The organism is Arcobacter sp. YIC-80 (assembly GCF_044841725.1).
In the GTDB taxonomy this organism is placed as follows: domain Bacteria; phylum Campylobacterota; class Campylobacteria; order Campylobacterales; family Arcobacteraceae; genus Arcobacter_B.
In genome coordinates this window covers 165845-180450 of the sequence record NZ_JBJBSI010000006.1, presented here as the reverse complement: position 1 = coordinate 180450, position 14606 = coordinate 165845, and the positions used below count along the sequence as shown (strand labels likewise).

At 29.6% G+C, this 14606-nt stretch carries 15 protein-coding genes; 13 read left to right on the top strand and 2 right to left on the bottom strand.

Features of this window, described 5'->3' with window-relative positions:
• The 3 genes from ACH5BK_RS09910 to tkt form a co-directional block, all read left to right on the top strand.
• Positions 1 to 3015 (top strand): Ig-like domain-containing protein (locus ACH5BK_RS09910; RefSeq protein WP_404306913.1); only part of this gene is annotated, 3015 nt, incomplete at its 5' end.
• A gap of 59 nt (positions 3016 to 3074) precedes the next feature.
• Positions 3075 to 3875, top strand: a complete 801-nt coding sequence (locus ACH5BK_RS09905; protein ID WP_404306911.1) for a sensor histidine kinase — start codon at positions 3075 to 3077, stop codon at positions 3873 to 3875.
• Positions 3876 to 3959: 84 nt separating this feature from the next.
• Positions 3960 to 5876: a transketolase gene (gene tkt, locus ACH5BK_RS09900; protein WP_404306909.1), complete on the top strand. Its 1917-nt coding sequence runs from the start codon at positions 3960 to 3962 to the stop codon at positions 5874 to 5876.
• Positions 5877 to 5908: 32 nt separating this feature from the next.
• On the opposite strand, the gene ACH5BK_RS09895 is transcribed toward tkt, so the two are convergent.
• Complete coding sequence (locus ACH5BK_RS09895; RefSeq protein WP_404306907.1) at positions 5909 to 6457, bottom strand: pyridoxamine 5'-phosphate oxidase family protein; 549 nt, start codon at positions 6455 to 6457, stop codon at positions 5909 to 5911.
• 111 nt (positions 6458 to 6568) lie between these two features.
• Between ACH5BK_RS09895 and ACH5BK_RS09890 the strand changes: the two genes are divergently transcribed.
• A complete protein-coding gene (locus ACH5BK_RS09890) occupies positions 6569 to 7420 on the top strand; it encodes an NAD(P)-dependent oxidoreductase (RefSeq protein ID WP_404306905.1) in 852 nt (283 codons plus the stop codon).
• A gap of 19 nt (positions 7421 to 7439) precedes the next feature.
• Here the strand turns inward: ACH5BK_RS09890 and ACH5BK_RS09885 are convergent, their stop codons facing one another.
• A complete protein-coding gene (locus ACH5BK_RS09885) occupies positions 7440 to 8048 on the bottom strand; it encodes a transcriptional regulator (protein WP_404306903.1) in 609 nt (202 codons plus the stop codon).
• Positions 8049 to 8155: 107 nt separating this feature from the next.
• Here ACH5BK_RS09885 and ACH5BK_RS09880 point away from each other — a divergent pair, with 107 nt between their 5' ends.
• The 9 genes from ACH5BK_RS09880 to arsA all read left to right on the top strand — a co-directional run bounded on the left by ACH5BK_RS09880 (position 8156) and on the right by arsA (position 14540).
• Complete coding sequence (locus ACH5BK_RS09880; RefSeq protein ID WP_404306901.1) at positions 8156 to 8506, top strand: CidA/LrgA family protein; 351 nt, start codon at positions 8156 to 8158, stop codon at positions 8504 to 8506.
• Positions 8503 to 9219, top strand: a complete 717-nt coding sequence (locus tag ACH5BK_RS09875; protein ID WP_404306899.1) for an LrgB family protein — start codon at positions 8503 to 8505, stop codon at positions 9217 to 9219. The genes ACH5BK_RS09880 and ACH5BK_RS09875 overlap by 4 nt, the downstream gene beginning before the upstream one ends.
• A 3-nt stretch (positions 9220 to 9222) precedes the next feature.
• Positions 9223 to 9909 (top strand): MOSC domain-containing protein, encoded by a 687-nt coding sequence (locus tag ACH5BK_RS09870; RefSeq protein ID WP_404306897.1) that lies wholly within the window; start codon positions 9223 to 9225, stop codon positions 9907 to 9909.
• A gap of 86 nt (positions 9910 to 9995) precedes the next feature.
• Entirely contained in the window at positions 9996 to 10301 is a 306-nt protein-coding gene (locus ACH5BK_RS09865) for an ArsR/SmtB family transcription factor (RefSeq protein ID WP_404306895.1), read from the top strand.
• Positions 10301 to 10651, top strand: a complete 351-nt coding sequence (locus ACH5BK_RS09860; protein WP_404306893.1) for a gamma-glutamylcyclotransferase — start codon at positions 10301 to 10303, stop codon at positions 10649 to 10651. The genes ACH5BK_RS09865 and ACH5BK_RS09860 overlap by 1 nt, the downstream gene beginning before the upstream one ends.
• Before the next feature lie 78 nt (positions 10652 to 10729).
• Complete coding sequence (locus ACH5BK_RS09855; protein WP_404306891.1) at positions 10730 to 11998, top strand: arsenic transporter; 1269 nt, start codon at positions 10730 to 10732, stop codon at positions 11996 to 11998.
• 27 nt (positions 11999 to 12025) lie between these two features.
• Positions 12026 to 12427, top strand: coding sequence for an arsenate reductase ArsC (locus ACH5BK_RS09850; RefSeq protein WP_404306889.1), 402 nt, complete (start codon positions 12026 to 12028; stop codon positions 12425 to 12427).
• Positions 12427 to 12750: an arsenite efflux transporter metallochaperone ArsD gene (gene arsD, locus ACH5BK_RS09845; RefSeq protein ID WP_404306887.1), complete on the top strand. Its 324-nt coding sequence runs from the start codon at positions 12427 to 12429 to the stop codon at positions 12748 to 12750. The genes ACH5BK_RS09850 and arsD overlap by 1 nt, the downstream gene beginning before the upstream one ends.
• 11 nt (positions 12751 to 12761) lie before the next feature.
• On the top strand, positions 12762 to 14540 hold the full coding sequence (gene arsA, locus ACH5BK_RS09840) for an arsenical pump-driving ATPase (protein ID WP_404306885.1): 1779 nt from the start codon (positions 12762 to 12764) through the stop codon (positions 14538 to 14540).
• Positions 14541 to 14606 lie beyond the last annotated feature (66 nt).

Below are 14606 nucleotides of genomic sequence, written 5' to 3'. Positions count from 1 at the left end.
TCAACAATAGTAAAAGTAAAAATAACTTCATTACCAGAGGATGGAGTATTAACAGTAAATGGAAATCCTGTACAAGTTGGTGATATATATGATGAAACAACGACTATTAAATATACACCAAATGCAAATCAAGCAGATACACTATATGGAACAACTACTGATACAGGTACAATAGATGAGTGGGGAACTATGGATAATGGAGTTCTTACAACAGATGATGGAAATGCAGTAATTAAAGCATATAGTAATGATGTTTTAGGTGAAGTAGGCTTTGCAAGTGAAAATAACAATAATCATCATGATGGATTAGGACTAGGTGTTGTAGGTTCAACAGATGATGATCAAATAGAATTAGATGGAAATGAAAAATTAGTAGTAGAGTTTAAAAAAGTAGTAACAAATGCAGAATTTGGATTAGCTTCTTTAGGTAGTCATTTTACACCAGGTGCATCACAAGATGCTTATGCTCATTGGGAAGCATATAAAGATGGAGTGTTAGTTGCACAAGGGGATGTAAAACAAAGTACAGATGATTCAAATGCTACAACAAACTCATTTGAAGTAAATGTTGAGTTTGATTCAATTGAATTTACAACAACAGCAAATGTAAATTCTAATTTCTCAGTTCAATATATGAATGTGGATTATAAAGTTGACGATTCATTTGATTATATAGCAATTGATTCAAATAATGCAGAATCTAATGAGTCAACAGTTTCATTTGATATGAATACAAAATCTTGTATTCATAAAAATGATAATCCTGATGCTGTAAATGATAATGTAACAACTAATGAAGACCAAGCAATTGTTATTGGTGTTTTAGCTAATGATACTCACTTAGATGGTGATACTTTAAGTATTAATTCTGTTACACAAGCAGCTCATGGTACAGTTGAAATTAATAGTGATGGTACAGTTACTTATACTCCAAATCAAGATTATAATGGAGCAGATAGCTTTACATATACTATTTCAGATGGAAAAGGTGGATTTGATACAGCAACTGTTACAGTTGATGTAAACTCACAAAATGATAAACCAATTGCAGTAAATGATATAAAAGTGCTAAATGAAGATCAAGAAGTTAACATAAATGTTTTATCAAATGATAGTGATATTGAAACAGCTAGAGCAGATTTAAGAGTTACTTCTGTTACTCAACCAGTACATGGAATGGTTTTAATCAATAATGATGGTACAGTAAAATATACTCCAGCAAAAGATTATACTGGTTCAGATAGTTTTACATATACTATTACAGATGAAGATGGTAGCACAGATACAGCAACGGTTTCATTAACAGTGAATCCTCAAAATGATGACCCTGTTGCAGTGAATGATATAAAAACAGTACAAGAAAATGGTTCAGTTAAGATAAATGTATTAACAAATGATAGTGATGTTGATGGTGATGTATTAACGATTCATTCAATAGTTAACCAACCAGGTCATGGAACAGTAGTTATTAATCCAGATAAGACTATTACTTATAATCCAACAAGTGGTTATGATGGTAATGATTATTTTGAATATAAAATTAGTGATGGTAATGGTGGTTTTGATACAGCAAGAGTTGATATAACAGTTAATCCAAATGATCCTATTAATGCTACTTTAACTGGTACAAGAGATATTGCAGAAGGTAACAGTGGTTGGTACAATGTACAATTAGATAATGCAGTTACACAAGATACATGGGTTACTGTTCAAGTATATGATGGCTCTGCAAAAAGAGTTGATGCTAATGGTTGGGAACAACAAAATCAAGATATTATGTGGGGTGGATATTATGATATAAGAAATGGATATGGACAAGTTATTGAAATTATCCATGATAAAGTTCCAAATGGAACTTCTGTATCATCAGGAAATAGACCACAAGTTGGACCTGATTATGCAACTTGGGATTATACCGTTGAAAAAGATGGAGTAGTTCAACATGGTGGAGTTGTTTCTGTTTTAATTAAAGCTGGAGAATCTAGTTCTAAGTATTTTGAAGTTCAGACATGGAATGAAAAAATAACAACAGATAATAATCTTCATTCAAGTACAGCAGGTAATGAATATGTTGAAAATTTAAGCATGAGAATTACAAATATTACAGGAAATAATGTAGATGATATAAACTATAATTCAAATTACAATAATGTAAATATTCATGATAGAACTTCTGTATTTAGAGTTTCTCCAATTACCTTAGATTTAACTGGGGATGGAGAAATTGGTGTTACAGGTGAAACTTCATCAATTGATAAAGGAATTAGTAACGAAATTGGAGCAACAGTAGAGTTTGATATTGATGGTGATGGTAAACTTGATAATATTGAATGGTTAGATGGTGCAGGAGATGGTTTATTAGTTGATAATAGAGATGGTAATGCTGCAAATGATATGAATGGATCTAGACTATTTGGAGAAGAAGATGGAAAATATGCAAATGGATATGAAAAACTTGCTCTTCTTGATTCAAATAATGATGGTGTATTAACAGGTGAAGAGTTAGATGGTTTAAATGTTTGGGTTGATGATGGAGATGCAAAAGTTGAAGATGGTGAAATGAAAACTCTTAATGAGTTAGAAATTACTTCAATCTCTACACAAATGACTGAGACAACAGGAGCAGATGGTAAAATGCACATGGAATCAGTTGCTACTAAAGCAGATGGTTCTGAAATTATGACTGAGGATGTATGGTTTACAACAACTGATGTTGATTTATCAAAACTTATAAGAAGTGAAGATGGTTCTAATATTATTGATGCAACAAACAATATAGCAGATAAACTAGATATTGATTTAGATGAAGTAATTGATTTAGTTGATGAAGATAATCAATTAATTATTAAAGGTGATAACTCTGATAAAGTGGATTTAGATACAAGTAATGAGTGGACAAATTCAGGAAAAGAAGAGTTAGATGGAGCTAGCTATAATGTTTATACAGGAGTAGGAGCTAACTCTACGGTTAAAATATTAATTGATGATGAAATAGAAATAAATCCTGATATTTAATAAATAAAGATAAATAGGTCTCCTATTTATCTTTAAATCCTAATTGAAGATAGCAATATATGAGACAGACAAAACTTGAAGATTTTTTAGAACTTGAAGAACATAATAAAGAGCTTGAAAAAAGAATTAAAGTTGAACTTGAAAAAAATAGAAAAAAAGATGAATTATTATTTAGACAAGCTAAAATGGCTTCAATGGGAGAAATGTTAGCAAATATTTCTCATCAGTGGAGGCAACCTTTGATGGAGATTACATCTCTTTTTTTACCAATAGAGGCGAAGTTAAAAATGAATTTACCTATAGAAAATGAAGAGTTACAAGAGTCAATAACAAAATTAAATGACATTACTAAATATATGTCATCAACTATTGATGACTTTAGAAATTTCTTCTCAAAAGATAAAGAAAAAATGAAGTTTAAAATACTTCAACAGATTAATTCAACAATTAATATTATAAATGGTGGATTAAAAGCACATAATATACACCTTGAAATAATTATCAAAAAAAATCCTACAATTTTAGCATATAAAAATGAATACTCACAAGCTTTAATAAATATAATAAATAATGCAAAAGATGTATTAGTCCAAAGAAAAATCGTTAATCCTAAAATTGATATAATAATTGAAGAAAAAGATGGTTTGGTAATTACTTCTATTCACGATAACGCAGGTGGAATAAAAGTAAAACCTATTGAAAAAGTTTTTGATCCATTCTTTACTTATGAAAAAGCAAATGGCTCAGGAATAGGACTTTTTATGTCAAAACTTATTATAGAAAATAATATGAATGGTAAGCTAGAAGTGGAAAATAAAGAAGATGGTGCATTATTTGTTATAAGTATTCCAAAACTATAAATACCTTGCTTCAAATTTTATTTAAATAAATTTAGATATAATCACGACTTACAAGAAAACTTCATTTTACAAATTAGGATAATTATGTCAAAACAACTATTGCAAAAACAAGCTGATACGATTAGATTTTTAGCTGCTGATATGGTTCAAAAAGCAAATTCAGGACACCCAGGTGCACCAATGGGTCTAGCTGATATTGCTACAGTTTTAAGTAATCATTTAAACTTAAACCCAGCAAATGATAAATGGCTTAACAGAGATAGATTAGTGTTCTCAGGTGGTCATGCTACTGGATTAGTATATTCATTATTACATTTATGGGGATTTGATGTTTCTATAAATGATATGAAAAACTTTAGACAAACTCACTCTAAAACACCAGGACATCCAGAATATGGACATACTCATGGTATTGAAATTACAACTGGACCTTTAGGTCAAGGTATTGCCAATTCAGTTGGTTTTGCAATGGCTGCTAAATATGCACAAAATGTATTAGGAAAAGAAGTAATTAATCATAAAGTTTATTGTTTATGTGGAGATGGGGATTTACAAGAAGGTATTTCTTATGAAGCATGTTCAACAGCAGGACACTTAAATTTAAATAACTTAGTTATTATTTACGATTCTAACTCAATTACAATTGAAGGTGATACTTCTATTGCTTGGTCTGAAAATGTTAAGAAAAGATTCCAAGGTATTGATTTTGAAGTAATTGAAATTGATGGACATAATTTTGACCAAATTGATAAAGCGTTAGTAAGTGCAAAAGATGCTACTAAACCTGTATTAGTTATTGCTAAAACTGCAATTGCTAAGGGATCTGCAACTTTAGAAGGAAGTCATCATTCTCATGGAGCACCATTGGGTGAAGATGATATTGCAGCTTCTAAGAAAAAAGCAGGTTTTAATCCTGATGAAACTTTCCATGTTCCAGCAGAAGTAAAAGGTGCATTTGATAAATTAATCAAAGGTTCTATTGCTGAAAATGAATGGAATGACTCTTTATCTGCTGAAGCAAAAGCTAAAATTGAAGAATTACAAAACCCTAATTTTGATGCAGTAGAATATCCAACATTTGAAGCTGATTCTGATGTTGCAACAAGAGATTCAAATGGTAAAATCTTAAATGCAATCGCAAAAGCTGTTCCAGGATTCTTAGGTGGTTCAGCTGACTTAGGGCCATCAAATAAAACTGAATTAAAAGATATGGGTGATTTCCCATCAGGAAGAAATATTCACTTTGGTATTAGAGAACACGCAATGGCAGCTATCTCAAATGCTATGAATTTATATGGATTATTTAGAGTTTATTCTGCTACATTCTTTGTATTCTCTGACTATTTAAAACCAAGTGCTAGAATTGCAGCATTAGCAGGAATTCCACAACACTTTATTTGGACACATGATTCTATTGGTGTAGGTGAAGATGGACCAACTCACCAACCAATTGAGCATTTATCACAGTTTAGAGCATTACCAAACTTCTATACATTTAGACCAGCTGATGCAACTGAAAATGTAGAAGCATGGAAAACAGCACTTAAAATGTCAGCACCAACTGCATTTGTTTGTTCAAGACAAAAATTAAGAGTATTAAAAGATGAAAAAGCCTTTGGTGAAGTTTCAAATGGTGCTTACTTACTTAAAAAAAGAGATAATGCAAATATTACAATTATGGCTTCTGGTTCTGAGCTTATGTTAGCATTACAAACAGCTTGTCAATTAGAAAAAGAAGGAATTTATGCAAATATTGTTTCTGTTCCTTGTTATGATTTATTTATTGAACAAGATAAAGAGTATATTGATCAAGTAATTGATAAAAATACTAAAGTATATGCTGTTGAAGCTGCAAGAGGATTAGAGTACTACAGATTTGCTGATGTTGTATTTGGAATGGATACATTTGGTGCATCAGGACCTGCTGGCGACTTATTCGAAGAGTTTGGATTTACTATTGACAAACTAAAAGCTAATATCGTAGCTGATTTTAAAAACTAATTTTAAAAGATGGGCAGAATGCCCATCTTTACTTAATCTTCAAAAAGTTTAGTTTCTTTTCCATCAAAACTTATTTGATTCTTTTTCTTCATATAAGCTATATGATCTTCTTTTGATGAATTATCATAAAATTCTGTAAGTTCTGTTCTTTGATCTACATAATCATATAAAGGTACACCCATTCCGCATGAGTTATTTACAGCTTCAATAGTTACTTCAAAAACTTGTCTGGCTGCTCTTTGTATTGGAAAATGTGAGATATATTCATTCCATTGTTTATCTTTTTCTTGTATAGCTTTTGCTTTACAATAAAGTCTTAAAATATTTGCTTCATTTTCAAAGGCACAAAACATAATAGTCATTCTATCATCTTCAAGTAAGTGTGCCGCTGTTTCATTGCCACTACCAAAATAGTTTAACCATAAAATCTTATTTTCATTTATTATTTTAAAAGTATCATCTAATCCTTTAGGGGATAGATTTATCTTACCTTCTTTGGGTGCAGTTGATACAAAAAACATTTTTTGTTGATTTATAAAATCTATATCATATTTATTTAACTTATTTGTAATATTTGCCATGAGTATCCTTTGTAATTTACTATAACATAAAATAAACAGAATACAAAATGTCTATATATTGACAAAAAGTCTCTTGTTGTATATAATCATTGTAAAAAATAAAGGGTAAATATGCCAATAGGATTTATTGGGCTTGGTAATTTAGGAAGAGCAATTGCTACAAGATTAACTGATATGGGCGAAGAACTTGTAGTTTACAATAGAACAAAATCAAAAGTTGAGAACTTAGGTTATGAAGTAGTTGATACTCCAAAAGATTTATTAAAAAAATGTGATGTAGTTTTTTTATGTTTATTTGATTCTCCTGCTGTTGATAATATTTTAAATGGTGAAAATGGACTTTTATGTGATGAAGTAAAAGGTAAAACAATTATTGATTTATCTACAAATCACTATGAAGATGTTCTAAGGTTTCATGAAGATGTGCAAAATGCAGGTGGAAAATATCTTGAAAATCCAGTATTTGGAAGTGTAGCACCAGCACTTGTAGGAGCTTTAACTTTAGTAGCATCTGGAAAAGAAGAAGTGTTTAATGAAGTAAAACCACTTTTAGAAAAGTTTGGAAAAGAGATTTTCTTTTTAGGAAAACCTACATCTGCTACAAAAATGAAACTTATAAACAATCTTTGTTTAGGTTCATTTATGGCAACAATTGCTGAGTGTACATCTTTAGCTCAAGATTGTGATATAGATAAATCAAAAGCTTTAGATATTTTAGGTGTAGGTGGTGGGACATCACTTGTTTTAAATGCCAAAAAACAAAAACTAATAGATGAAGATTTTTCAGCACATTTCTCAAATGATGCAATAAATAAAGATTTACACTTATTACAGGATTTAGCATACTCTATGCAAAAGCCACTTTATAGTGCAGCTATGCCAAAAGAGCTATTCTCAAAAATGAAAATGATGGGTAAAGGTGATGAAGATTTCTCTTCAATCTATCAACTTTTTAAATCATAATAGTAAAGCTTACGCTTTACTATTTATCCTCTTTTAGCCACTTATAAATAGTTGCTCTTGAAATATCTAAAACTTCACATAAATAGCTTACTACATTTCTAATAGAGAAAATACCTTCTTTATTTAGGTATAAAATCAACTCTTTTTTCTCTTTTATTTTTAGATCACTAAGCTCTAAGTTTTGCTGTTTTAAAAATTTGTTGATGGTATTGTGAGTATGTTCTTTCCAGTCTTGGGAGAAAATAGTTTGTGGTTGAGTTTTAGTTTCTTCAATATTTAAAAGCATTTTTAAAGAGTCGTACATTTTTTCAAAAACTTCTACTTTAAAGTTTATACAAATTATACCTATTGGTTTATTATTTGTATCTCTTAGAAGTGTTGAGACACTTTTTAGTTTTGCACCATCAATATTTGTTTTATTATAAGGACCAACTATATCTTCTTTTATAGATTCAAAATCTTTTACATCATTTAGCATCTCATCACCAATTTCTCTTTTTGAAAAAGGGTTTACTATATGCACTAATTTTTGAGTTTCTAAGTCATGAAGTACAACTTCCACATTTGGATAAAAAAGCTTTCCTATTGAGTCACATAAAGGGGTAAATGTTTTTAAAATTTTATTCATAAAATATAATACAATAAAGAGCTTTAAAATACAAAGTGTCTATATGTTAAATAAAATTGACAAAATGTCTATATTGGAGTATACTTTCATTTTTTTAAGGAATTATAATGTTAAAAGGAATTATTACACTTTTAGTTTTTCAGTTTTTAGGTGAATGTATAGTAAAGCTTTTTGATTTACTTATCCCAGGTCCTGTAATAGGAATGGTCTTACTACTTATATTTTTAATGATTAGAAAATCAAGTTTTAAAAGTTTAGATAATGCAGTTTTTATTCACTTAAGATATTTACCAATGCTTTTTATACCAGCTGCTATGGGGATTGTAACTCAAATCGATATTATCTCAAAAGAGTTTTGGGCTATTGCTATTGCACTATTTCTAGGAACTATTATAGCACTAGCCTTTTGTGCTAAATTAATGGATTATTTAACTATAAGACAAGAGAGTAAAAAATGAATATAGACGCATTAATACAATATATATCAGACTCAACACTTATTTGGTTGATTTTAACTCTTGGTTCTTTTAAGATTGGAATAATAATATATGAAAGATTTAATAAGCATACTTTATTACAACCAATTATTATTTCATATTTTATAATCATAACTGTATTATTTATAACAGGAGTTTCTTATGAAGAGTATTTTAAAGGTGTTGAGATAATTCACTTTTTTTTAGGGCCAGCAACAGTTGCACTAGCATTGCCTTTATACAATAATCTTAAACATATAAAGTCTTTGTTTTTACCAATAATGATCACTTTAGTTGTTGCAGGAGTTTTTTCTATTTTAATAGCTGTTTTATTATTATGGGTTTTAGATGCAAATATGCCAACTATTTTATCAATGACAACAAAGTCTATTACTGCTCCTATTGCTATTATTACTAGCGAGCAAATAGGAGCTATTCCTTCGCTTGCAGTAGGTTTTGTACTTATTACAGGAATAATAGGAGCTCTTTTAGGAACTTTTATTTTTAAAATAATAAAGATAAAACATGATACTTCAAAAGGCTTTGCCTTAGGTGTAGTTTCTCATGGAATAGGAACAGCAAGAGCAGTTGAAATAAGTGAAAAAGCAGCGGCTTTCTCAGCTTTGGCAATGGGTTTAAGTGGTATATTAACAGCAGTATTTTTACCATTAATTGTTCAGTTTTTAAAAGGATAGTAATTGTTAAGTTATAAAATAAAAGATATTTATACTGGAAAAGAACAAGAGCATAAAAGAAAAGAAAAAGTATATAAAACTTCTTATCATAAAAAATCAATAAATAAAGCTCAATATGTAAATAAATTGGGTTTAGAAGAAGATAATCAAAGTGATAAAGAAAATCATGGAGGAGTTGATAAAGCTATTTGTATATATACACAAGGAGCATACGATTTTTTTAAAGAAGTGCACGGTATTGAGTTTCCAACTTGTGCCTTGGGAGAGAATATAACTCTACTTGGATGTGAAGATAAAGATTTTTGTATTGGAGATAGATTTTCTTGTGGAGAGGCTATTTTTGAAATAACTCAACCAAGAGAGCCTTGTTGGTTAATCTCAAGTATTTTAGGAATAAAAAAACTAACAGCTTTAATAGTAAAAGAGGGTAAAAGTGGTTTTTATTTACGAGTAATAAAAGAAGGTAAAATCTCAAAAGATGATGAGTTTATCTTGCTAAATAGAACAAATAAAGACATAAATATTGAGTATGTGAATAAGTGTTATTATAATGCAAAAGAACATCAAGAAGATATTAGAAAAATTTTAGAATGTAAGGAGTTATCATCTTCTTATAAAGAAGCTTTACAAAGAAGATATAAAAATAAAGAGTTTGGTCTTGAAAGTTTTCAAAAGGATAAAGAAGAGTAGATAAAAATACTTTTCTTATCGATATATCAACATATCTTGATGTATCCAAAATATTATGATATACTTTCAAAAATCAAAGGAAGTGTATGGATATTTTTTTAAAAACAGTTTCAGCTTTAAATGATGAAACAAGAGTAAAACTACTTAAATTTATAAATATTCATGGTTCTTGTTGTGTTTGTGATTTAGAACACTCTTTTGATATGATTCAATCAAGATTATCTAGGCATTTAAAGATTTTGAAAGAAGCAGGCTTTTTAAGAGTTGATAGACAAGGAAGATGGGCTTATTATAGTGTAAGAACTCCCCTTGATGAATTTAGAAGCCATGCTATTAAAGAGATTATGACTTTAGATATTCAATTACCAAATTTAGTAAAGGCTTGTAGTTAATGAAAGAAACACTTTTTGTTTACGGAACACTTATGCCAAACTGTCCAAATGGACATGTTTTAGAAAATATTGTAGGTAAATTTGTTCCAGCAACTGTAAAAGGAAAACTAATAGATGCAGGTTGGTCAGCTTCTATGGGTTATCCAGGAATTAATTTAGAAGCTGGAAATGATACTATTCACGGGTACTTATTTTATTCTGATAATCTAATCGATAATTGGGATTATTTAGATGAGTTTGAAGGTGATGAGTTTTTAAGAAAAGAAGTTACGGTTGAAAGGTATGATGAGTTAGAAGTAGATACTTTTATCTATACTTTAAAACCAGAAGTTCAAGAAATGGAAGAGTAACCAAGGTGTTACTCTTTTTTTATAGAATTATACATCAATATATCTTGATATATAAAATTAAAATAGTTTAGGATTTATATGTTTTTAGCAAGTAGTATATTTATTATTACACTTATTTTTGTAATATGGCAACCAAAAAATCTTCAAATTGGAACAACGGCTGTTATTGGTGCAATAGTTGCACTTTTATTAGGTGTTGTTTCACTCTCTGATGTTTGGGTTGTAACTGATATAGTTTGGGATGCGACTTTGTCTTTTATAGGTATTATTATTTTATCTATGGTTTTAGATGAGATTGGCTTCTTTGAATGGTGTGCATTAAAAATGGCAAAATTCTCAAATGGTAGTGGAATGAAAATGTTTGTTTATTCTATTTTACTAGGAGCTTTTGTTTCTGCACTTTTTGCAAATGATGGGGCGGCACTTATTTTAACTCCTATTTTACTTGCTAAGATGAGAATTTTACAGTTAAATATGAAATCAATTATTGCATTTTTATTAGCAGGTGGATTTATTTCTGATAGTGCTTCTTTACCTCTTGTTTTCTCAAACCTTACAAATATTGTAACTGCAAACTATTTTGATATAGGTTTTGCTGACTATATGGTAAATATGATAATTCCTTATATTGTAAGTGTTATTGCTTCAATTTTCTTCTTATGGTTGATTTTAAGAAAAGATATTCCAAAGCAAGTTGATATTTCACTTTTAAAAGAACCTAGTTCTGCTATAAAAGATGAAAGAATGTTTAAACTTTCATGGGTATTTTTAGCTTTACTTTTAGTTGGATACTTTGTAGGAGATGCTTATGATTTACCAGTAGCTGTTTTTGCTCTTGGTGGAGGAGTTATATTTTTACTTATAGCAACTGCTTTGAAATCAGTAGAACCAAAACATATTATCAAAGAAGCGCCTTGGCAAGTTGTATGGTTTAGTATAGGTTTATATATTGTTGTTTATGGACTTAAAAATGAAGGTTTAACTGATTATTTAACGGTTCTTCTTCATGATTTTGCTTTAAGAGGTGATACTTTTGCTATCGTAGCAACAGGATTTTTATCAGCATTTTTAAGTGCTATTATGAACAATATGCCAACAGTTATGATTATGGATATAGCTTTAGATAACATGGGTGAAAATGTTAATCATGCCTTAGCTTATGCAAATATTATTGGTTGTAACTTAGGGCCTAAAATGACACCTTTTGGTTCACTGGCAACTCTTCTTTGGCTTCATGTTTTAGCTAAAAAAGGTGTGAATATCTCGTTTGCTCAATATAGTAAGTTTGGTCTAATCATAACACCACCTGTGTTATTGATAGTATTATTAACACTAGCTATTTTTTAAATTTTAATATAAAGGAAGATAAGTATTATGGAAAAAAAAGTTTTAATTTTATGTACAGGAAATTCGTGTAGAAGTATTATTGCAGAAGCATTAATAAACGCAAAATTAGATGGTATTAGTTCTGATTCAAGTGGTGTAAGAGCAAGTGGAAGAGTAAACCCAAATGCACAAGAGTTATTAACACAAAAAGGAATTTGGAGAGATGAATACCACTCAAAAACTATTGATAAAGTAATTGACAATGAGTATGATTTAGTAATAACTGTTTGTGACCATGCAAATGAGACTTGTCCAATGTTCCCAAAAGCTACTAAAGTTATTCATGTTGGATTTGAAGATCCAGATGGAAAAGGTTTTGATGCATTTGAAGATACATATGCTGAAATTGAAGAAGTGTTATTACCAAAAGTTATAGAGGCTTTAAAATAATGAAAACATTAAAAATATACGACCCTGCAATGTGTTGTCCTACAGGAGTTTGTGGAACTGATGTGGATACAAAGTTAGTTCAACTAGCAAATTTTTTAAAATCACTTGATAGATCAAAGTTTGATGTGAAAAGATATGGTTTAACAACTGAACCAGCAGAATATGTAAGCAATAAAGAAGTTGCTAGAATTCTAAATGAAGAGGGTGTTGATAATCTGCCTTTATTTTTTATTGATGACGAATTAGTTTTTAAAGGTGAATATCCACAAATTCCAGAACTAAGTTCAAAACTTGGCCTTGCTTCTTTTGTAGCAAAATTTTAAGATAGTCAAAAATGGAAAAATTAATAAATAAAATACCAAAATTCCTTTTCTTTACAGGAAAAGGAGGGGTTGGTAAAACATCTATGTCTTGTACTATTAGTGTTAGTTTAGCTCTTAAGGGGAAAAAAGTACTTTTAATCTCAACTGACCCTGCATCAAATCTTGATGAGGTTTTAGAAACACCTTTAAGCTCAAGTGCTACAAAAGTAAAAAGTATTGAAAATCTTTATGCTATGAACATAAACCCAGTAGTCGCTGCAAAAGAGTATAAAGAGAAAATCGTAGGACCTTATAGAGGAATTTTACCAAAAGAAGCAATACAGCAAATGGAAGAGCAGTTAAGTGGTGCTTGTACTGTTGAGATTGCAGGTTTTAATGAGTTCTCAAAATATGTTGGAGATGAAAGTATTATAAATGAGTACGACCATATAGTTTTAGATACAGCACCAACAGGACATACTTTAAGACTTTTAGAACTTCCAAGTGCTTGGAATGATTTTATTGAACATAATAGTAATGGTAGTTCTTGTTTAGGGCCTGTTTCTGGTCTTAGTGATTATAAAGATTTATATGATAGTGTGGTTGAAAATCTAAAAGATGAGAGTAAAACTCTACTTATTTTAGTTTCAAGAGCTGAAAGGTTATCTTTTATTGAAGCTTCAAATGCAAGTGTTGAACTTAAAAATCAAGGCTTAACAAACCAACATCTAATCATAAATGGAGTGTTTACTTCAAATGATAATGATGAGATTGCAAAGGCTTTTGAGGAAAAATCTAAAAAAGCTTTTGAGTTTTTACCAACTAATCTTAAAAATTTAGAAAAAACACAAATAGGTTTTTACCCAAATGGTGTAGTTGGAATACAAAGCTTAAAAGCAATAGGTCAAAATGAAGTAGCAAAAGAGTTTGAAAACTCATCAGAAGAGTTAAATGAACACTTAAAAACAACACTTGATAATACTTTAGAGTTTAATGAGCTTTTAGAAAATATTGAGGCCAATAAAAAAGGTTTAATTATGACTATGGGTAAAGGTGGAGTTGGGAAAACTACAATGGCTTCATTAATCGCTTCTCAACTAGCAAAAAGAGGACATAAGGTAACTTTATCTACAACAGACCCAGCAGCTCACTTAGAGTATATAACGCAAGAAAATGAGAATCTTCAAATTGAGAGAATTGATCCTAAAGTTGAAATAAAAAGACATGTTGATAATGTAATAGCTAAAAATGAAGGTATTTTAAGCGATGATGATATGGATCTTTTAAAAGAAGAGCTAAGTTCACCTTGTATTGAAGAGATTGCAGTTTTTGAAGCCTTTGCAAATACAGTTGATAGGGCAAAAGATAGATTTATTGTTTTAGATACAGCACCTACTGGACATACTTTACTTTTATTAGATGCTTCAAAAGCTTATCATCAAGAAGTGTTAAAGAACACAAAAGATGATATGAGTGAAGCTCTTAAAAATCTTCTTCCTAGAATAAAAGACGAAAAGTTTACTAAAATTTTACTAACAAGTTTAGCAGAAGCTACACCAACACATGAAGCACAAGATTTACAAGAGGATTTACAAAGAGCCCAAATAAAACCTTATGCTTGGCTTGTAAATAGATGTTTTAGTCTAACAAACAGTTCAAATAATCTTATTTGTCAAAAAGGTTTAAATGAATTAACTTATATAAATAAGATTAAAAATGAACTCTCAAATAAAACAGTTTTAATTCCTTGGGTAAAAGAGGAAATTACAAGTACACAAGACTTAGAAAATCTTATAAAAATCAAAAAGTAAAGAGTTGTACTCTTGACTTTTTGATTTAATTTATCTATACTTTCAAAATAAAATTAAAAGTACAGA

Bases quoted from the DNA above. Each gene is read 5' to 3' on its own strand.
- ACH5BK_RS09880 (WP_404306901.1), top strand. From the start codon at position 8,156: ATGTTAAAAGGAATTATTACACTTTTAGTTTTTCAGTTTTTAGGTGAA.
- arsD (WP_404306887.1), top strand. From the start codon at position 12,427: ATGAAAACATTAAAAATATACGACCCTGCAATGTGTTGTCCTACAGGA.
- ACH5BK_RS09850 (WP_404306889.1), top strand. From the start codon at position 12,026: ATGGAAAAAAAAGTTTTAATTTTATGTACAGGAAATTCGTGTAGAAGT.
- ACH5BK_RS09885 (WP_404306903.1), bottom strand. From the start codon at position 8,048: ATGAATAAAATTTTAAAAACATTTACCCCTTTATGTGACTCAATAGGA.
- ACH5BK_RS09860 (WP_404306893.1), top strand. From the start codon at position 10,301: ATGAAAGAAACACTTTTTGTTTACGGAACACTTATGCCAAACTGTCCA.
- ACH5BK_RS09905 (WP_404306911.1), top strand. From the start codon at position 3,075: ATGAGACAGACAAAACTTGAAGATTTTTTAGAACTTGAAGAACATAAT.
- ACH5BK_RS09890 (WP_404306905.1), top strand. From the start codon at position 6,569: ATGCCAATAGGATTTATTGGGCTTGGTAATTTAGGAAGAGCAATTGCT.
- ACH5BK_RS09865 (WP_404306895.1), top strand. From the start codon at position 9,996: ATGGATATTTTTTTAAAAACAGTTTCAGCTTTAAATGATGAAACAAGA.
- arsA (WP_404306885.1), top strand. From the start codon at position 12,762: ATGGAAAAATTAATAAATAAAATACCAAAATTCCTTTTCTTTACAGGA.
- tkt (WP_404306909.1), top strand. From the start codon at position 3,960: ATGTCAAAACAACTATTGCAAAAACAAGCTGATACGATTAGATTTTTA.
- ACH5BK_RS09895 (WP_404306907.1), bottom strand. From the start codon at position 6,457: ATGGCAAATATTACAAATAAGTTAAATAAATATGATATAGATTTTATA.
- ACH5BK_RS09875 (WP_404306899.1), top strand. From the start codon at position 8,503: ATGAATATAGACGCATTAATACAATATATATCAGACTCAACACTTATT.
- ACH5BK_RS09855 (WP_404306891.1), top strand. From the start codon at position 10,730: ATGTTTTTAGCAAGTAGTATATTTATTATTACACTTATTTTTGTAATA.